Source organism: Nocardia sp. NPDC056064 (assembly GCF_042266925.1).
In the GTDB taxonomy this organism is placed as follows: domain Bacteria; phylum Actinomycetota; class Actinomycetes; order Mycobacteriales; family Mycobacteriaceae; genus Nocardia.
Window position 1 is genome coordinate 4,769,519 of the sequence record NZ_JBHJWO010000001.1, and the last position, 13,484, is coordinate 4,783,002.

Sequence of the window (13,484 nt, forward strand, 5' to 3'; positions counted from 1 at the left end):
GCGCCGAACAGAATTCGTGCGTATGTCCGGGACCGACGAGTGTGGACCAGAATTTGTTTCACTTTGTTCGGTAAACGCGAAGTTACATAATTAAGGTAATTCTGTGGTCTTCCCGATAATTCGCATTCGATGGTGGTCGGCCGGTGCGTGTGCCGCTACTGTCGGAATGGCCGCACGACAATGCGGCGAGTACGGGTGTCAATGACGATCCCTGATTTCCGATGAGTGCAGAGGAAGTGGGATTGTGACTGCAACCACAGAGAAAACAGGGCGTGACCTGGCCCACCGGCCCCCGCTGCGGGGCATGCCCGAGGGCGCGCTGCCGATGGTCGCCTTTCTTTCCATATTGGCCGGATTCATCGGCGCGGCCGCCTATACGCATTCCGCCGGATATTTCGTCACCTTCATGACCGGAAATACCGAGCGGGCCGTGCTCGGCTGGTTCGACAACGACCAATTGCTCGCGACGGGTGCCATCACCCTGCTGCTGTCCTTCGGCCTCGGAGTCTTCGTCGCCTCGCTGCTGCGCAGGCGGGTCTGGCGCGACAGCCGCCACGGCGCCACGGTGGTGGCCACGGTCGCGCTGGTCGTGGCCGCCGCGGTCGACTGGGCGCTGGACCGCACCGGCGGGCAGGAGGTCGGCTTCATCCCGATCGCCTTCGTCGCCTTCGCCGTCGGCGCGCTCAACACCGCCTTCGTCAAGAACGGCGAGGTCAGCGTGCCGCTGAGCTATGTCACCGGCACCGTGGTGAAACTCGGCCAGGGCATCGAGAGCCATGTCAGCGGTGGCAGCGCCCGCGACTGGCTCGGCTACGCGCTGCAATACGGATCGTTCGCGGTGGGGGCCCTGTTCGGCGGTGTCCTCGGCGAGATCGTCGGCGGCGATCAGATGCTGCTGGTCGCGGCCGGGGTCTGCGCGGCGGGGGTCGTGTTCACCGCCCGGGCGAGCCGCGACCCGCTGCCCGCCACCTGAGCGGCACCCGGATTTTGTCCTGACCACGGCGTTGCCTACACTAGAGCGGTTGCCTGGGCAGATCTGTGTCCGCTACACGCTCGGCGTTGGCGGATCGTTGCCGGGCGCCGAGCGCTCGTGAAGAGTACTCATCCGGTCGGTAAGTGCCGCCCGGACCAGCCGAATTGTTGTAGGCCCACGGTCTGCGCGCGAGAGCGTGCCGATGCTGCATGGGAACCGCAGCGAGAAAGGTGTCGAGGTCTAACCATGACCATGACTGATCCGATCGCAGACTTCTTGACGCGTCTGCGCAACGCCAACTCGGCGTACCACGATCAGGTGAAGGCTCCGCACTCCAAGCTCAAGGCGAACATCGCCGAGATCCTGAAGCGCGAGGGTTACATCGCCGATTACCGCACCGAAGACGCGCCGGTGGGCAAGTCCCTCGTCGTCGATCTGAAGTACGGCCCCAGCCGTGAGCGCAGCCTGCAGGGCCTGCGTCGCGTCTCGAAGCCGGGTCTGCGTGTGTACGCGAAGTCCACCAACCTGCCCAAGGTCCTCGGCGGCCTCGGCGTGGCGATCATTTCCACGTCGACCGGTCTGCTCACCGACCGTCAGGCGGCCAAGCAGGGCGTGGGCGGCGAAGTCCTCGCCTACGTCTGGTAAGGGAGGTCAGGACTAATGTCGCGTATTGGTAAGAAGCCCATCGAGATTCCGGCCGGCGTCGACGTCACCATCGACGGCCAGGTCATCACGGTGAAGGGGCCCAAGGGCACCCTGTCGCACACCGTGGCCGAGCCGATCACCGTCACCAAGGGTGAGGGTAACGAGCTGGAGGTGGCCCGTCCCAACGACGAGCGCGCCAACCGTTCGCTGCACGGCCTTTCCCGCACCCTGATCGCCAACATGATCGAGGGTGTCACCAAGGGCTACGAGAAGAAGATGGAAATCTTCGGCGTCGGTTACCGTGTGGCCGCCAAGGGCTCGAACCTCGAGTTCGCCCTGGGTTACAGCCACCCGGTCCCGATCGAGGCCCCGGAAGGCATCACCTTCGCGGTGGAATCGCCCACCAAGTTCTCTGTGTCCGGCATCGACAAGCAGAAGGTCGGCCAGATCTCCGCTGTCATCCACGGACTGCGTAAGCCCGACCCGTACAAGGGCAAGGGCATCCGCTACGCCGGCGAGGTCGTTCGCCGCAAGGTCGGAAAGACGGGTAAGTGATCATGGCGCAAACTGCTAACCAGAAGGCCAAGCGGATTCCGCTGGGCAAGGACGTCTCGACCAAGCGTCGGCTGTCCAAGACCCGTCGTCACTTCCGTCTGCGCAAGAAGGTCGTCGGCACCACCGAGCGTCCGCGCCTGGTGGTCAACCGCTCCTCGCGGCACCTGCACGCCCAGCTCGTCGACGATTCGGTCGGCAAGACCATCGCCGCCGCGTCCTCGATCGAGGCCGATGTGCGTGCGCTGGAGGGCGACAAGTCCGCCAAGGGCGCCAAGGTCGGTCAGCTGATCGCCGAGCGTGCCAAGGCTGCCGGTATCGAGTCGGTCGTGTTCGACCGTGGTGGTCACGACTACCACGGCCGTATCGCGGCGCTGGCCGATGCCGCTCGTGAAGGCGGGTTGAAGTTCTGATGACTGTTATTTCGAACGGAAGGAACGTCTGATGCCGGGACGTCAGCGGCGTGACGGCGGCAACGGACCCGCCGGACAGAACAGCAATGGCCCCGAGGGCAACCGCGACAACCGTCGCGGTGGTGGCGATCGTCGCGGTGGCGGCGACCGTCGGGACAACGCTGCCGAGAAGAACCAGCTCGAGCGCGTGGTCGCGATCAACCGCGTCTCCAAGGTCGTGAAGGGTGGTCGTCGCTTCAGCTTCACCGCCCTCGTGATCGTCGGTGACGGCAACGGTCTGGTCGGCGTCGGCTACGGCAAGGCCAAGGAAGTTCCCGCGGCCATCCAGAAGGGTGTCGAGGAGGCTCGCAAGGGCTTCTTCCGCGTCCCGATGATCGGCTCGACCATCACCCACCCGGTTCAGGGTGAGGCGGCGGCCGGTGTCGTCATGCTGCGTCCGGCTTCGCCCGGTACCGGTGTGATCGCCGGCGGCGCGGCGCGTGCCGTGCTCGAATGCGCGGGCATTCACGACATTCTGGCCAAGTCGCTCGGTAGCGACAATGCGATCAACGTCGTTCACGCGACGGTTGCCGCGCTCAAGATGCTCCAGCGTCCCGAAGAGGTTGCCGCCCGTCGCGGTCTGCCGATCGAGGATGTCGCTCCGGCGGGCATGCTGCGTGCGCGTGCGGGACAGGGAGCCTGACCATGGCTGATCTCAAGGTGACCCAGATCAAGAGCACCATCGGCGCCAAGGCGAATCAGAAGGACTCCCTGCGTACGCTGGGCCTTCGCAAGATCCGTCAGAGCGTTGTCCGCGAGGACAACGCTCAGAACCGCGGTCTGATCAACGTCGTGCGCCACCTCGTAACTGTTGAGGAGGTCTGACATGACCATCAAATTGCACCACCTGCGTCCTGCGCCGGGTTCCAAGACCGAGAAGACCCGTGTGGGTCGCGGTGAGGGTTCCAAGGGCAAGACCGCCGGTCGCGGTACCAAGGGCACCAAGGCCCGCAAGAACGTCTCCCCGGCGTTCGAGGGTGGCCAGATGCCGCTGCACATGCGCCTGCCGAAGCTGAAGGGCTTCACCAACCGCTTCCGCGTGGAGTACCAGGTTGTGAACGTGGGCCGCATCGCGGAGCTGTTCCCCGAGGGCGGCACGGTCGGTAAGGCCGAGCTCGTCGCTGCCGGCGCCGTTCGCAAGAACGAGCTGGTGAAGGTCCTCGGCGACGGTGAGATCGGCGTGGCGGTCCAGGTGACCGCCGACAAGGTGACCGGCTCCGCCAAGGAGAAGATCACCGCTGCCGGTGGCACTGTCACCGAGCTGGCCTGACGGTAGGCTAGTCGGCAGTAGGCACCGGACGAGTCGAAAGCTCGTCCGGTGCCACTGTTAGAGTCTCAACAAGCTTTGTCTGCCAAGACCGTCATCGGCTGATGGCCTGACCATGTCGTTCGCCAGGAGGATTTGTGCTTTCCGCCTTCGTATCGGCCTTCCGGACTCCGGACTTACGGCGGAAGATTCTCTTCACGCTGGGGTTGATCGCGCTGTACCGATTGGGTGCCGCGCTGCCGTCCCCCGGTGTCGATTACCAGAACGTCCAAGAGTGCGTGAAGCTGGTTTCCGGCGGTGAGTCCGCCGGTATCTACCAGCTCATCAACCTCTTCTCCGGTGGAGCGCTGCTACAGCTGTCGGTGTTCGCGATCGGCATCATGCCCTACATCACCGCGAGCATCATCATCCAGCTGCTGACCGTCGTCATCCCGCGGTTCGAGGAACTGCGCAAGGAAGGCCAAGCCGGCCAGACCAAGATGACGCAGTACACCCGGTACCTCTCGATCGCGCTCGCGATCCTGCAGGCCACCGGTCTCGTCGCGCTCGCGGCGCGCGGTCAGCTGCTGCAGGGCTGCAACGAGCCCATCCTGGCCGATACCAGCATCTTCGGCATGATCATCATCGTGCTGGTGATGACCGCCGGTGCCGCGCTGGTCATGTGGTTCGGCGAGCAGATCACCGAGCGCGGTGTCGGCAACGGCATGTCGCTGCTGATCTTCGCCGGTATCGCCGCGCGCATCCCGCTGGACGGCAAGGCGATCCTGGACACCCGCGGTGGCCTGGTCTTCGGCCTGGTGTGTGCCGCCGTGCTGGTGATCATCGTGGCCGTGATCTTCGTCGAGCAGGGTCAGCGCCGGATTCCGGTGCAGTACGCCAAGCGCGTCGTCGGCCGCAAGATGTACGGCGGGTCCTCGACCTATCTTCCGCTGAAGGTCAACCAGGCCGGTGTCATCCCGGTGATCTTCGCGTCCTCGCTGCTCTACCTGCCCAACCTGATCGCTCAGCTGACCGGGTCGAACACGGCCACGGACCCGAGCTGGTGGCAGGAGATCATCCAGAAGTACCTGGTGAACCCGGGCAACCCGGTCTACATCGCGATCTACTTCGGCCTGATCGTGTTCTTCACCTACTTCTACGTCGCGATCACCTTCAATCCGGAGGAACGCGCCGACGAGATGAAGAAGTTCGGCGGCTTCATCCCGGGTTACCGGCCCGGTAAGCCGACCGCGGACTACCTGAACTACGTCCTGAGCCGGATCACGCTGCCCGGCTCGATCTACCTGGGTCTGGTCGCCGTGCTGCCCAACCTGTTCCTCGACATGGGCAATTCGGGGGCGGTGGCGAACCTGCCGTTCGGCGGTACCGCGGTGCTCATCATGGTCAGTGTGGGTCTCGACACGGTCAAGCAGATCGAGAGCCAGCTGATGAATCGAAATTACGAAGGGTTCCTCAAGTGAGAGTTGTTCTGCTCGGTCCGCCGGGTGCCGGCAAAGGTACTCAGGCCGTCCTGCTGTCGGAGAAGCTGGGCGTTCCGCACATCTCCACCGGAGACCTCTTCCGCGCGAACATCAGCCAGCAGACCGCCCTCGGGCGCGAAGCGCAGAAGTACATGGACGCGGGCGACCTCGTCCCCAGCGACGTCACCAACCGCATGGTCGAGGCCCGCGTGGCCGAGCCGGACGCCGCCAACGGCTTCGTGCTCGACGGCTACCCGCGCACGGTCGACCAGGCCGACGCGCTGAAGAAGATCCTCGAGCACAACGGCTCCGAGCTCGACGCGGTGCTGTGCTTCGTGGTCGCCGAGGACACCGTGGTCGAGCGCATGCTCGCCCGTGGCCGCGCCGACGACACCGAGGACGTCATCCGCAACCGGCTGCGGGTCTACCGCGAGGAGACCGAGCCGCTGCTGGCCTACTACGACGGTCTTGTCGTGACCGTCGACGGCATCGGCGAGGTCGACGAGGTCAACGCGCGGGCGCTGTCCGCTCTCGGCAAGTAGCGATCGGAGTACTGAGGCCGGATGGTCTTCAACCGGAAGAAGAAGGTCGTGCCGTTCCGCACGGCGGGCGAGCTGGACGCCATGGCGGCGGCGGGCGCGATCGTCGGGCGGGCGCTGGTCGCCGTGCGGGACGCGGCCAAGCCCGGCGTGTCCACCCTGGAGCTGGATCAGGTGGCCGAGGCCACCATCCGGGACGCGGGCGCGGTCCCGTCGTTCAAGGGCTACCACGGCTTCCCCGGCTCGATCTGCTCTTCGGTCAACGACCGGGTCGTGCACGGAATCCCCTCGGCGAGTGACATTCTCGCCGAGGGTGATCTGGTGTCCATCGACTGCGGCGCCATCCTCGACGGCTGGCACGGCGATTCGGCCTGGACCTTCGGTATCGGCACCATCATCGAGGCCGACGAACTGCTGAGCGAAGCGACCCGGCTGTCGATGGAGACCGGCATCGCGGCCATGCTGCCCGGCAACCGCCTCACCGACGTCTCGCACGCCATCGAGCTGGGCACCCGCGCCGCCGAGCAGGCGCACGGCCGCGCCTACGGCATCGTCGACGGCTACGGCGGCCACGCCATCGGCCGCGAGATGCACATGGACCCGTTCCTGCCCAACGAGGGCGCCCCTGGCAAGGGGCCGCGCCTGGTGGTCGGTTCCGTGCTGGCGATCGAGCCCATGCTCACCCTCGGCACCACCGAGACCAAGACCCTCGACGACGACTGGACCGTCGTCACCACCGACGGCACCCGCGCGGCCCACTGGGAACACAGCGTCGCCGTCACCGAGGACGGCCCCCGCATCCTCACCCTCCGCCCGGAGTAGTTCTGCTCGTTCGACGCGGCCCGGTCAGCCTTCCAGCAGGATGGTGACCGGGCCGTCGTTCGTCAGGTCGATGCGCATGTGGGCGCCGAAGTGGCCGGTTTCGACGGTGGCGCCGAGTTCGCGCAGGGTGGCGGCGAAGATGTCGACGAGCGGTTCGGCGATCGGGCCGGGAGCGGCGGCGTTCCAGGACGGGCGTCGGCCCTTGGCGGTGTTGGCGTAGAGGGTGAACTGGCTGACCACCAGGATCGGGGCGTCGAGGTCGGCGGCGGAGCGTTCGCCGTCGAGGATGCGCAGGCGCCAGGTCTTGTCGGCCAGGGCGCGCGCGGTGGCCTCGGTGTCGGTGTGGGTGGCGCCGACCAGGGCGAGCAGACCGTGGCCGCCGGATGCGGCGGTGGGCTCGATCCGGCCGACGACCTGCTCGTCGACGCTCACCTGGGCACTGGTCACCCGTTGCAGCAGTACTCGCACAGCCACCGATCATGCCCGGTGACGGCGCGTGCGGACCCGGCGGGTCAGTCCTTGCCGAAGAACAGGATGTTCGGGCCGAAGTCGGTGAGCGGGCCCTTCTCGGCGGCCTGACGGATGCCGCTGCCGGGCAGTTCGGTGACCTTGGCGAACATCGGGGCATTGCCGAAGGCCGCGCGCACCTGGGTCTCGGAGGCGTAGTCGGCGCCGTAGTCGGCCAGGGTGGCGAAGTCCAGCGGGGCCAGTGGCGCGTCGAGCGGGGCCTGTCCGGCGGGCCTGCCGAGCGCGGCGTACTGGGTGGCCACGCCGTTGTCGTAGAGGCACAGCTCGTAGGAGATGTTCTCGATGGTGGCGACGGTGAGCACCGGCCACTTCTCCGAAAGCCGCACCGCCAGCGGATGCTTGGCCAGCGCGCCGATCTCCCAGTTCAGGCTCTTCACCGAAATCCAGCTGCCCGAAGCTTTTTCGACCAGGACGACATCGGCGCCGAGTTCGGTGGCCGAGTTGGTCACCGGTTCCTTGACGCCCCAGTGCTTTTCGTGGACGCCGGCGAAGCGGCCCGCGTCCACCGGGGTGGCGCCGTCGCTCGCGTAGGCGGCGACGATGGCGGCGCGGACCTGGTCGAGCGCGTCCGGGGCCGAGCAGCGTACGGCCAGCGCGCCGTAGGTCGCCGAGATCTCCACCGGCCGCGAGGGCGGCTCCGGCATCGCGCCCGCCGCCAGCGGCTTGAGCCCGACCAGGGCCAGGCGCCAGTTGATCTCGTCGATGGTGGCCAGGTCGCCGCCCGACTGGTAGAGGATCTGCTGCTGGGTCAGCCGCCCGGCCTTCTCCAGCGTGGTGGCGCCCAGCTTCACCAGCGCCTGGGTGGTCTTGAGGGTGAGATCGAGCTCCTCCACGCGGGTTTCGCGTAGTCGCGCGGTGGCCGCGGGCGAGGTGAGCTCGGAGTAGAGGGCGCGGTAGGTCGCGATGGCCTGCTTGCGGGAGCGTCCGACCATCATGGTGCGCAGCAGCGTGCTCAGGCTGGCCAGGTACTTGCCCGGCTGCTCCGGGGCCCGCGCGTACATGGCGGCGCGGATGCGCACGGCGGACTCGGTGGCCGCCACCGCCGCGTCGTGGTCGAGGCGCATCAGCCAGACGCCGCATTTGGACAGGCCGTCGGCGCACATGGCCGACACCTCGGGATAGTCCTGGGCGACCTGGCGATAGGCCGAGCAGGCGCTGCGAATGGTGTTGGTGGCCAGCTGCCGGTGCCCGACCAGGCGGGTGGCCTGCTCGAACAGGCGCAGCGCGTCCTGCAACGCACCCGCGTACTCGTAGGAGACCCAGCCCTCGACCAGCCAGTGCAGCCGGATCGCCACGGCCTCCTGCGCGGGTTCGAGCGCCTCGGCGGTGCGGTCGCGGCCGGTGGGATCGTCGCGGGTGGCCAGCAGGCCCTGGGCCAGTTCGGTCAGCGACCCCGCGAGCTGGAGGTAGTCCTCGGGCCGCTGGTTGCGGGTCTGGGTGCGGTCGACCGCCACGCGCCGCTCGAGGCTACTCAGATCGGGCATGAGCAGTTCCATCGCGACGTCAATCTCCGGCCTCATCACTCGTCGGTATCCGGCCGCCGAGCGGCCCTTGCGCTTCGATCGAGTCTGTCACAGATCGGCCCCGGGTGCCGGATCGTTGGGGCGAACTCCGATGTTCATCCGGTGGTGTTGCCCTGTTTCCTTGTGGCTGTGCATATTTCGCATTGCTTACTAGAATGCGAGACGATCGAACCGGCTGCGTGGGTCGTCGGTGGGGTGCTTCGAGGAGCGGTGAGCGTGGGCGATTCTCCCTGGTCAGGGTTGGCAGGCAAGGCGAAAGTCAAGGTCGAGACAGGGGCCGCGCTCGAGGCCGCCAAGGCGTGCAGCCAGGCGATCGAGGTGTTCAAGGGATGCCAGGACCTGTTCCGCGGCGACCTCAACAACTACGACGAGGCCAAGCTCGGCGGCAGCCAGGTCGACGCCGGGCCGCCGCTGCGCAACAAGTTCATCGCCGAGGCCACCCAGGCCAAGGACCTGCTCGGCCGCTACATCGACTCGCTCGAGGACCTGGTCTCGCTGTTCAAGGCGGCGGGGGAGTCCTACACCGACACCGACCAGGGTTCGGCCGACAATCTCGCCGCGCTCAAGGGTCAGCTCGGCAGCGTGAACTCCGCGCCCGGCGCCAAGGACATGGCGGGGGAGGTGTCGCGGGCCGGTGGGTACACGCCGGACCACTGGGAGGTCGACGTCAAGGTCTCCGGCAACGAGATGAACATCAAGATGGAGAAGCACAACTACGACATCGAGACCGCGAACGTGCCCAAGCACTCGGGCACCGCGACGGCCGAAGCGGTCGGTGTGCGGATCCCGGTCCGCGCCGCGGACAATATGTCCTGGCGCGACATGTACGACCTCGGTCAGCGGATCTCCTGGCAGGAAGTGGCCAACGACGCGCCGATCTGGGAGGCCATGGCGCACGCCGTGCACGGCGCCGCCTACAACCTCGAGCAGAAGCTGGGCGAGATCACCAGCGACCGGTGGGAGAGCCAGGGCGGTGACGCGGCGCTGGCGGCGATCAGCACGTTCGGCAAGTCGGCGATGGTCGCCAGCGATTCCTTCACGATGATGCAGCAGAACCTCGAGTACACGGCGGACTGGTTGTACGCGACCAAGGTGTGTATGCCGATCGAGACCGAGGACAAATGCGACGACGATCTGCAGGAGAACCGCGATCGGTACGAGCGGCACTACGTCAACGGTGTGATGAACACCGAGAAGTTGTTCCCGGCGGCGGCGGAGCCCGCCGCGCCGAAGGGTCCGGTGACGAAACCGGACGACGGAAACAACAACAATAACAACAACAACGGCAACAACAATAACGGCGGAAATGGCAACAACGCCGGAAACAATGGCGGCAGCGGTAATTCCGGTGGCAGCGGAAGTTCCGGCGGCAGTGGTAATTCCGGCGGCGGGAGTCAGCAGCAGGGCCAGTCGGCCGCCGACGTGGCCAAGCAGCAGGCCGCTCAGCAAGCCGCCCAGCAGGCGGCGGCGGCCCTGCAGCAGCAGGGCGGTGGCACCGGCGGTTCGCAGCAGAGCGCGAACGGCCAGATCGCGGGGTCCAACGGCTCGACCGGATCGACGGGGTCCTCGTCGGGTTCGGCCGGTTCCGGTTCCGGCGACATGTCCGGCATCCTGTCCTCGGTGATGTCGGCGGTCACCGGTGCGGTCTCCTCGCTCACCCAGGCGCTGCCGTCGCTGGCCACCGCGTTGCAGCAGGTGTCCTCGACCGCGACCGACACCGGCGCCACCTCCGGCCTGCCCGACTTCACCCAGCTCGGCAACCTGTTCGGCCAGTTCCCCGACCTGGCCGAGCTGCTGTCGCAGTCGCCCGAGATCAACCAGCTGATCGCGGACAATCCCGCCTTGTCCCCATTGGCGGAACTGCTCGGCATCGAGACCGCCGTACCCGCCACCGACGGGGCCGCGGTGGCCGGGGAGACCACCGAATCCGCGACCGCCGACGCGTTCCCGCGCGCCTCGCTGCCCGATTTCTCGAACCTGTCCGGGCTCGATGATGTCGTCACCCCGCTCACCGGCCTGGTCGCCGAGTCGCTGGCGGCCGAAGCGCCCGCCCAGCAGCTCGAGGCGCCGGTCGAATCGGTGGACGTCGGCGCCACCGGCTCCCTCGCGCACGCGCGCCCGGAGGGTCAGGCATGACGCAGAGGTGGGAGCTCACCGATATCGAGTTCCGGGTGCTGTGGCAGCGATTCGTCGGCACCGACCTGCCGCGCCCACTGACCTTCCAGTCCACGACCCGCCTGCACGAGGACTACGAGGAGGAGAAGTACCAGACCTGGCAGCGGTTGCAGCACACGGTCGATCCGACGCTGCGCTCGGTGTTCGACGTGCTCGAGCGGCCGGAAGCCTATGTGCGGCTGCGTGGCTGGAAGGACGCCGCGCGCGACGAGGCCGGGTACTGGCTCAAGGCGCGGGCGGCGCGGGCCGGTGCCAACGGGTATCTGATCTACCAGCTGCCGGGTGAAACACCCACGCACAGCGGCGGTTACACCGTGGTCGACATCGGGCCCTACGGGCTGGCCGACGCGATCGTCGGCCTGATGCCCGACACCGGCGCGGGAACGGGCGGCATCATCCCGCTCGTCACCGACACCGGCGACACCCCCGACGACTACGGCCACCGCCCGTCGATGTTCTTCGAGGAGGCCGACACCTCCATCGTGGAGCGCAGCACCGAGTTCTTCAACCGTCCGGCCGAGCGCACGGGCACCATCAATATCCTGCAGAACCAATCGATGTTCGGCTCGCGCGGCATGCACCGCGACATCCTGGTGTGGCGCGACCTGCCCGCCGACGGCCGCTACGTGATCGAGCTGCCGCACGAAAACCCCACGGCCACCGCGATGTCGCGCGCCGATCTCACCGACAAGATCAATGCCTCGATCGAACGCATGATGTCGCGGGTGGAGGCGCACTGGGAGGCCGGTGTCTGACCCCGCACCGGCCGTTCACGGTGGCGCCATGCGGGATTCGCCCGGCTGTGTGAGGCTGTTGCGCACGCGAAAGTGTTGTGGTGTGCTCGAAGCACCACTCGTGGAGGGATGAGGGCGATGGGCACGTTCGAATACGACGCCGACGATTTCCGGACCGCGGCGGGCAAGTCGCGCGGGGTCAGCAATCAACTCACGACGATCATCAACACGCTGAACAGTTCGCTCAACGGCCGTGGAAACGTCTGGGGCAACGACAAACTCGGCCAGAGCTTCAACGACGGCCCCGGCGGTGACGACGGCTACGACTCGTCCTGGACCAATACCAGCGACAACGTCAAGACCATGGCCAAGTCCATGGCCGACTTCGCCGACGGCCAGACCGAGAGCGCCGACTACATCGACAAGATGGAGCAGGGCAACCGGAACGGGCTCACCTAGCCGCGTCGCGGATGCCCAGGCCCGGCAGGTGCAGATCGCTGTTGCCCGCGCGTTCGACCCAGCCCTGGTAGACCAGCGCGGCCGGGGAGGCGATGCCGAAGCCGTCGCGGAGGCCGGTGACGGTGCTCGCGGCGAGTCGCTGGTAGTCCTCGGTGGCGACCGGCCAGGGGAATTCGGTCCACCAGTTGCCCATGTGGGCTTCGTCGGGCCGGTGCCAGCCTGCCTCGGTGATGGCCCGGGCGCCGTCGTCGCCGGGGCGGAAGCCGGGCTCGAGCCATTCGTCGCCGGTGAGTTCGGCCGACACCGCGTCACCGTCCTTGCGGAACTGCGCGAAGCGGCGGGCCCCGGGTGCCGCCGATTCGCCGATGACCAGCACGGTGGTGTCGGGTGCGGCCGCGAGCTCCGCGGCGAGCCCGGCGGCGAACTGGGACCAGTCGGTCACAGCAGGCCCTGCTCGTCGAGCGCGATATTGCGGTCGTCGGCGGCGAGCCGGGCATTGGTGAGCAGGTACAGCCACACCGAGGCGGCGGAGCGCTCGAGCACGACCGTGGCCCGCGCTCCGGCCCACCGGATCTGCGGTGGCGGACCGGCGACCCGCGCGGTGGGGGCGCCGAGCCTGCCTGCGATCGCCGCGGCGATGTCGTCGAATGCCGTGCCGACCTCGGCGTCGTGATCCGCGTCGGCGAAATCGCTGAGCTGCAGCTCGATCCCGGTGACCTGACCGTCCTTGGCGCGGATCGCGCCGCTGTCGGGGCCGAACCCGATGTCGAGCATGATCCGGCGGGGACGGCTCGACAGGATCTGCCAGCCGAACTTCTCGATCACGGCGGGAGCGTCGTCGATGGCCCACGACCAGTCGAGGGTGTGCAGTGCGCCCGCGAGATCAGCCGCCTCGCCGGCGGGCAGAGCGCGCCAGTTGCCCATTGGCTTGCCTTCCTCTCGATCAGAAATAGGACAGGAACGCCGCGTCGAAGTCGGGGTCGCGGGTGTCGAAGGTCTGCGGGGTGTAGTCGAAGGAGCGCACGCGCTCGACGAACTCGGCGGGCAGGAGCAGCGGCTGTCCGGCGAGGTATTCCAGGGAGTCCTCGCGCCAGATCCACACGCCGTCGGAATACAGCGAGGGCCCGCCTTCGATATCGGTGCCCTCGGCGAAGAGGTGGTCCGAGGAGCCCATGACATCGAAGATGGCGCGGACCTTGCGCATGTAGTCGAGGATCTGCTCGCGATCGGGCTCGACGACACCGGTCGGCGCGGTGTGTACCGAGGGCAGTTCGTCGTGCGTGCCCTCGTACATCTCGCGGTACATGGCCACCGGCTGCAATTCCATGGACCCGATCCTTCGCGTGCTCCGCATG

General features: G+C 67.3%; 18 protein-coding genes. 13 read left to right on the forward strand and 5 right to left on the reverse strand.

Annotated features, from left to right (window positions below):
- The first annotated feature begins 244 nt into the window (after positions 1 to 244).
- The 10 genes from ACFC06_RS22120 (at position 245) to map (ending at position 6,710) form a co-directional block, all read left to right on the forward strand.
- A complete protein-coding gene (locus ACFC06_RS22120) occupies positions 245 to 973 on the forward strand; it encodes a YoaK family protein (RefSeq protein WP_375934234.1) in 729 nt (242 codons plus the stop codon).
- 246 nt (positions 974 to 1,219) lie between these two features.
- A complete protein-coding gene (gene rpsH, locus ACFC06_RS22125) occupies positions 1,220 to 1,618 on the forward strand; it encodes a 30S ribosomal protein S8 (protein WP_375934237.1) in 399 nt (132 codons plus the stop codon).
- 15 nt (positions 1,619 to 1,633) lie between these two features.
- Positions 1,634 to 2,173, forward strand: coding sequence for a 50S ribosomal protein L6 (gene rplF, locus ACFC06_RS22130; RefSeq protein ID WP_375934240.1), 540 nt, complete (start codon positions 1,634 to 1,636; stop codon positions 2,171 to 2,173).
- A gap of 2 nt (positions 2,174 to 2,175) precedes the next feature.
- Positions 2,176 to 2,583, forward strand: a complete 408-nt coding sequence (gene rplR, locus ACFC06_RS22135; RefSeq protein ID WP_030200461.1) for a 50S ribosomal protein L18 — start codon at positions 2,176 to 2,178, stop codon at positions 2,581 to 2,583.
- A gap of 31 nt (positions 2,584 to 2,614) precedes the next feature.
- Positions 2,615 to 3,265, forward strand: coding sequence for a 30S ribosomal protein S5 (gene rpsE / locus ACFC06_RS22140; protein WP_278264885.1), 651 nt, complete (start codon positions 2,615 to 2,617; stop codon positions 3,263 to 3,265).
- Between the two features lie 2 nt (positions 3,266 to 3,267).
- On the forward strand, positions 3,268 to 3,447 hold the full coding sequence (gene rpmD, locus ACFC06_RS22145; RefSeq protein ID WP_019045070.1) for a 50S ribosomal protein L30: 180 nt from the start codon (positions 3,268 to 3,270) through the stop codon (positions 3,445 to 3,447).
- Between the two features lies 1 nt (position 3,448).
- A complete protein-coding gene (gene rplO, locus ACFC06_RS22150; RefSeq protein WP_232996647.1) occupies positions 3,449 to 3,892 on the forward strand; it encodes a 50S ribosomal protein L15 in 444 nt (147 codons plus the stop codon).
- A gap of 134 nt (positions 3,893 to 4,026) precedes the next feature.
- On the forward strand, positions 4,027 to 5,349 hold the full coding sequence (gene secY / locus ACFC06_RS22155; RefSeq protein WP_375934245.1) for a preprotein translocase subunit SecY: 1,323 nt from the start codon (positions 4,027 to 4,029) through the stop codon (positions 5,347 to 5,349).
- On the forward strand, positions 5,346 to 5,891 hold the full coding sequence (locus ACFC06_RS22160; protein ID WP_278264887.1) for an adenylate kinase: 546 nt from the start codon (positions 5,346 to 5,348) through the stop codon (positions 5,889 to 5,891). The genes secY and ACFC06_RS22160 overlap by 4 nt, the downstream gene beginning before the upstream one ends.
- A gap of 21 nt (positions 5,892 to 5,912) precedes the next feature.
- A complete protein-coding gene (gene map, locus ACFC06_RS22165) occupies positions 5,913 to 6,710 on the forward strand; it encodes a type I methionyl aminopeptidase (protein ID WP_375934249.1) in 798 nt (265 codons plus the stop codon).
- Between the two features lie 24 nt (positions 6,711 to 6,734).
- Here map and dtd read toward each other — a convergent pair whose 3' ends face one another.
- Together dtd and ACFC06_RS22175 are read right to left on the reverse strand one after the other, a co-directional pair.
- Complete coding sequence (dtd, locus tag ACFC06_RS22170) at positions 6,735 to 7,178, reverse strand: D-aminoacyl-tRNA deacylase (RefSeq protein ID WP_375935692.1); 444 nt, start codon at positions 7,176 to 7,178, stop codon at positions 6,735 to 6,737.
- A gap of 44 nt (positions 7,179 to 7,222) precedes the next feature.
- Positions 7,223 to 8,758: a hypothetical protein gene (locus tag ACFC06_RS22175; protein WP_375934252.1), complete on the reverse strand. Its 1,536-nt coding sequence runs from the start codon at positions 8,756 to 8,758 to the stop codon at positions 7,223 to 7,225.
- A 219-nt stretch (positions 8,759 to 8,977) separates the two neighbouring features.
- Between ACFC06_RS22175 and ACFC06_RS22180 the strand changes: the two genes are divergently transcribed.
- The 3 genes from ACFC06_RS22180 to ACFC06_RS22190 all read left to right on the forward strand — a co-directional run bounded on the left by ACFC06_RS22180 (position 8,978) and on the right by ACFC06_RS22190 (position 12,129).
- On the forward strand, positions 8,978 to 10,897 hold the full coding sequence (locus ACFC06_RS22180; RefSeq protein ID WP_375934255.1) for a hypothetical protein: 1,920 nt from the start codon (positions 8,978 to 8,980) through the stop codon (positions 10,895 to 10,897).
- Complete coding sequence (locus ACFC06_RS22185; protein ID WP_375934258.1) at positions 10,894 to 11,691, forward strand: ESX secretion-associated protein EspG; 798 nt, start codon at positions 10,894 to 10,896, stop codon at positions 11,689 to 11,691. The genes ACFC06_RS22180 and ACFC06_RS22185 overlap by 4 nt, the downstream gene beginning before the upstream one ends.
- 117 nt (positions 11,692 to 11,808) lie before the next feature.
- Positions 11,809 to 12,129, forward strand: a complete 321-nt coding sequence (locus tag ACFC06_RS22190) for a hypothetical protein (protein ID WP_375934261.1) — start codon at positions 11,809 to 11,811, stop codon at positions 12,127 to 12,129.
- Here the strand turns inward: ACFC06_RS22190 and ACFC06_RS22195 are convergent.
- From ACFC06_RS22195 to ACFC06_RS22205, 3 genes are read right to left on the reverse strand one after another with little or no spacing between them, the layout of a single operon-like run.
- Positions 12,122 to 12,571, reverse strand: a complete 450-nt coding sequence (locus ACFC06_RS22195) for a hypothetical protein (protein WP_375934264.1) — start codon at positions 12,569 to 12,571, stop codon at positions 12,122 to 12,124. The two genes, ACFC06_RS22190 and ACFC06_RS22195, sit on opposite strands and share 8 nt — an antisense overlap.
- Entirely contained in the window at positions 12,568 to 13,053 is a 486-nt protein-coding gene (locus ACFC06_RS22200; RefSeq protein ID WP_375934267.1) for a DUF6301 family protein, read from the reverse strand. Before ACFC06_RS22200 ends, ACFC06_RS22195 begins: the two co-directional genes overlap by 4 nt.
- Before the next feature lie 19 nt (positions 13,054 to 13,072).
- The gene (locus ACFC06_RS22205) at positions 13,073 to 13,456 is read right to left on the reverse strand and encodes a hypothetical protein (protein WP_375934270.1); all 384 of its coding nucleotides are present in this window, start codon (positions 13,454 to 13,456) and stop codon (positions 13,073 to 13,075) included.
- Positions 13,457 to 13,484 lie beyond the last annotated feature (28 nt).

Coding starts and splice junctions, on each gene's coding strand:
- rpsH (WP_375934237.1), top strand. CDS start 1,220: ATGACCATGACTGATCCGATCGCAGACTTCTTGACGCGTCTGCGCAAC.
- rplF (WP_375934240.1), top strand. CDS start 1,634: ATGTCGCGTATTGGTAAGAAGCCCATCGAGATTCCGGCCGGCGTCGAC.
- rplR (WP_030200461.1), top strand. CDS start 2,176: ATGGCGCAAACTGCTAACCAGAAGGCCAAGCGGATTCCGCTGGGCAAG.
- rpsE (WP_278264885.1), top strand. CDS start 2,615: ATGCCGGGACGTCAGCGGCGTGACGGCGGCAACGGACCCGCCGGACAG.
- rpmD (WP_019045070.1), top strand. CDS start 3,268: ATGGCTGATCTCAAGGTGACCCAGATCAAGAGCACCATCGGCGCCAAG.
- rplO (WP_232996647.1), top strand. CDS start 3,449: ATGACCATCAAATTGCACCACCTGCGTCCTGCGCCGGGTTCCAAGACC.
- map (WP_375934249.1), top strand. CDS start 5,913: ATGGTCTTCAACCGGAAGAAGAAGGTCGTGCCGTTCCGCACGGCGGGC.
- ACFC06_RS22175 (WP_375934252.1), bottom strand. CDS start 8,758: ATGAGGCCGGAGATTGACGTCGCGATGGAACTGCTCATGCCCGATCTG.
- ACFC06_RS22185 (WP_375934258.1), top strand. CDS start 10,894: ATGACGCAGAGGTGGGAGCTCACCGATATCGAGTTCCGGGTGCTGTGG.
- ACFC06_RS22190 (WP_375934261.1), top strand. CDS start 11,809: ATGGGCACGTTCGAATACGACGCCGACGATTTCCGGACCGCGGCGGGC.
- ACFC06_RS22200 (WP_375934267.1), bottom strand. CDS start 13,053: ATGGGCAACTGGCGCGCTCTGCCCGCCGGCGAGGCGGCTGATCTCGCG.
- ACFC06_RS22205 (WP_375934270.1), bottom strand. CDS start 13,456: ATGGAATTGCAGCCGGTGGCCATGTACCGCGAGATGTACGAGGGCACG.